Origin of the sequence: Xenorhabdus bovienii, assembly GCF_024721015.1 — a bacterium.
GTDB lineage: Bacteria > Pseudomonadota > Gammaproteobacteria > Enterobacterales > Enterobacteriaceae > Xenorhabdus > Xenorhabdus bovienii.
In genome coordinates this window covers 1-1,938 of record NZ_JANAIF010000182.1, presented here as the reverse complement: position 1 = coordinate 1,938, position 1,938 = coordinate 1, and the positions used below count along the sequence as shown (strand labels likewise).

The following is a 1,938-nucleotide window of genomic DNA, read 5'->3' as shown; positions in this document are numbered from 1 at the left end:
GTGCTTCCTGATATGTCATATCACCCCCTCGCCGTAACGCCGCCTGACTCCAGTATCCGATTGCTAGCTCTTTGCTTAGTTGAGTAAAGAGCTACGTCACTCATGCAGCAAGATCCGCCGTTGTTGTCGTCCTTGATATCTTTCTTCAATCCAACCATCAGTTGCGTCAGTACGTCAATTTCGTCTACTGGTTTGATGATTGAGTCGATAATTTCTTCCACTGAGCGGCTTTGAAGTTTTTGTGTTCCCTGTTGTTTCTTTGCCAAGAAGCTTGCTCTACGCTCATAACGACGAGCTGCGTAGTCACTCCGTATAACGGTTACTGTTGTCATATCGCCTCCGTAAATAAGTTTTGGTGGTGTAGTCATACCTTATTCCACTACACCCCAAAACCTACTCAGTGGGGTTGATTCAAGAATGCCTGAATCTGTTCCGGTAATGTTAAAGAGCAAACTTCCTTTTACTTTTGGCTCCCTGCCGTTGATGTATTCATTTAAAACTATAGTTGTTTTGATGTCAACAACTATAGTTGTATTTAATTGGTGGCGTCAGTTGTTTTTTTATCTATTAAGTTGTTTTTTAAATGATTTTATTTTTAAAAAATATTTAAATCACTTGTGTTTGAAGGGAGAGATAGCAGAAGGGGGTTAAAAATAAGAAAGCCCCTTTCGGGGCTGTGTAATGTTAGTGAGGCTAAGACTAGCTGTAATATTTGTATTTTATTGACTGACTAATCAGCACCTTACCTTGAATAAAGAGGCCTTGGGTCGCTTCTTCGTCTAAATACCATGTTTCATATTTAGGGTTATCAGATAGGATTGCCAGTCTCTTATATTGCAGTTGTAATCGTTTGATATATACCTGATTTTCCAATATAAATATATAGATACCATCACCATCAAAATAATTCTTTGTGATATCAACAAAGATTTGATCTCGTGGCTCAAATGTTCCAGACATTGAGTCTCCGTTAACGGTAATCATCTTCATAGAATCAGCGGATCTGCCACCGAATAATGATCTCGCCTCATCTGCGGTGTACTCAATAGAGCGAATTGTTTCGATGAATTCGGAATTTACCATAATCCCCACCCCCGCACTGGCCTGAATATCTAGCAACTTTACTGTATAGGTGGGTGTTGATGTTTCACTAGCAAATTGTTTTATCGATTCATTATTTTGTGACAATTGATTTATATCGCCATCACCAGTGGATAACCAATCTGGACTGACGTTCAGTATTTTGGCTATTTCTATCAACTTGGTTGAAGTCTGAGATAAGCCCGCCTCAATTTTTTGTATGGCAGCTTGAGAGATGCCAACAGCATTCCCTAGGTTTTTTTGAGACATGCCAGCCATTGTTCTAGCCAACTTCAATCGTTCAGAAAGTGAATTAGTCGTTTTCATAACGTAAACATACAACTGTAGTTGTGAATTTTCAAATGAATATAGTTGTTGTAAAAATACAACTATGGTTTTATTATTGGTTGTGTATGACAACGGAGGTTTTCATGAATGAGCAAATTAAAACCGCTATCAAAATAGTTGGTTCACAAAAAGCACTTGGCTTGGCGTGCGGTACGACACAGCAAGCCGTCTATAAATGGTTGCATGGTAAATCTAGGGTATCTCCTGAATATGTACCCAGAATCGTTGCTGCTACGGGTGGAAAAATCCAAGCGTACGAAATTAGACCTGATTTACCTCATCTATTTGAACACGGAAATTAGCTATACCGCTCTTTAACATTACCGGAACTGCTCTAGGCATTCTTGGAGCAACTCACCATCATCTATCTCAAGATAGTTGATACACATCGTTTATTTATTAAACAAACATTAACCAAATTTAACTTTAGGACATTTTACGAATGAAACACGCAAGTTACCGCAAATTATTCAGAGATAAGGAAAGTGAATTGCTTAACAAGATCGCGCT

4 protein-coding genes are annotated in these 1,938 nt (G+C 38.7%); 2 read left to right on the top strand and 2 right to left on the bottom strand.

From position 1 onward, the window contains the following. Positions 1 to 20: 20 nt before the first annotated feature. Entirely contained in the window at positions 21 to 368 is a 348-nt protein-coding gene (locus NXS07_RS19740; RefSeq protein ID WP_258087484.1) for a hypothetical protein, read from the bottom strand. 49 nt (positions 369 to 417) lie between these two features. On the opposite strand from NXS07_RS19740, the gene NXS07_RS19735 reads away from it, so the two are divergent. Further along, positions 418 to 651 carry a hypothetical protein gene (locus NXS07_RS19735; RefSeq protein ID WP_187651555.1) on the top strand — a complete coding sequence of 78 codons (234 nt, stop codon included), beginning with the start codon at positions 418 to 420 and terminating at the stop codon, positions 649 to 651. Positions 652 to 699: 48 nt separating this feature from the next. Here the strand turns inward: NXS07_RS19735 and NXS07_RS19730 are convergent, their stop codons facing one another. After that, positions 700 to 1,407, bottom strand: coding sequence for an XRE family transcriptional regulator (locus NXS07_RS19730; protein WP_187651556.1), 708 nt, complete (start codon positions 1,405 to 1,407; stop codon positions 700 to 702). A gap of 104 nt (positions 1,408 to 1,511) precedes the next feature. Between NXS07_RS19730 and NXS07_RS19725 the strand changes: the two genes are divergently transcribed. Then, on the top strand, positions 1,512 to 1,730 hold the full coding sequence (locus tag NXS07_RS19725; RefSeq protein ID WP_187651557.1) for a transcriptional regulator: 219 nt from the start codon (positions 1,512 to 1,514) through the stop codon (positions 1,728 to 1,730). Positions 1,731 to 1,938 lie beyond the last annotated feature (208 nt).

Coding starts and splice junctions, on each gene's coding strand:
- NXS07_RS19740 (WP_258087484.1), bottom strand. CDS start 368: ATGACTACACCACCAAAACTTATTTACGGAGGCGATATGACAACAGTA.
- NXS07_RS19735 (WP_187651555.1), top strand. CDS start 418: ATGCCTGAATCTGTTCCGGTAATGTTAAAGAGCAAACTTCCTTTTACT.
- NXS07_RS19730 (WP_187651556.1), bottom strand. CDS start 1,407: ATGAAAACGACTAATTCACTTTCTGAACGATTGAAGTTGGCTAGAACA.
- NXS07_RS19725 (WP_187651557.1), top strand. CDS start 1,512: ATGAATGAGCAAATTAAAACCGCTATCAAAATAGTTGGTTCACAAAAA.